The following is a 570-nucleotide window of genomic DNA, read 5'->3' on the forward strand; positions in this document are numbered from 1 at the left end:
CCGCGCCGTCAGGAGGCGTCCACGATGCGTTCACCGGCATCCAGGTCACTGCCACTCAGCGCCACTGGACCATTCGCCCGACACTCCCCCCAAAACGGCAAATGGCGAAATTCAAGCTACAAGCCCTTAATGCCACCAACCCCGGCTTGGCACAGACAACGAATTTGAGATAAAACGGTCCGACGCTACCAATTAAATTGGCCACATAAATTCCGGAAAGGCCGTGCTGCGGCTTGGAAGCGTCAGATTATTGATCCCCATTGCGAGGACCGAATGCATTTCTCCGATTTCCAGCAGGCCGATGACAAGATCGCCAACTATCGGACGAGAGCCAATGCCGTCGCAATTCCGACCTCGATATCGATCCCCCCGCCTTTCGCTCGAGCGACCACAAGCCCTTCTCCAGCGGCCGCTACCATCTACAACCGGCACCGAAGCCACAAGTTTCTGAAAACATTCCTCATGGGCGCCTCGTCGGTGGGCCTCGCCGGTTCGACGGTACTTTTTTTCGCCGACGCCATACCGATGGCTCTGTCTGTTTGCCTTGCATCAACTGCCGGCGCCGGGTCT

General features: G+C 57.4%; 1 protein-coding gene. It reads left to right on the forward strand.

The window, feature by feature from the left end; genetic code table 11:
* Nucleotides 1-273: 273 nt before the first annotated feature.
* Nucleotides 274-570, forward strand: a 297-nt coding sequence (locus tag IE243_RS23365) for a hypothetical protein (protein ID WP_210319976.1), incomplete at its 3' end; no start/stop codon positions are given.

It is taken from the genome of Camelimonas fluminis (assembly GCF_014656355.1).
Lineage (GTDB): Bacteria > Pseudomonadota > Alphaproteobacteria > Rhizobiales > Beijerinckiaceae > Camelimonas > Camelimonas fluminis.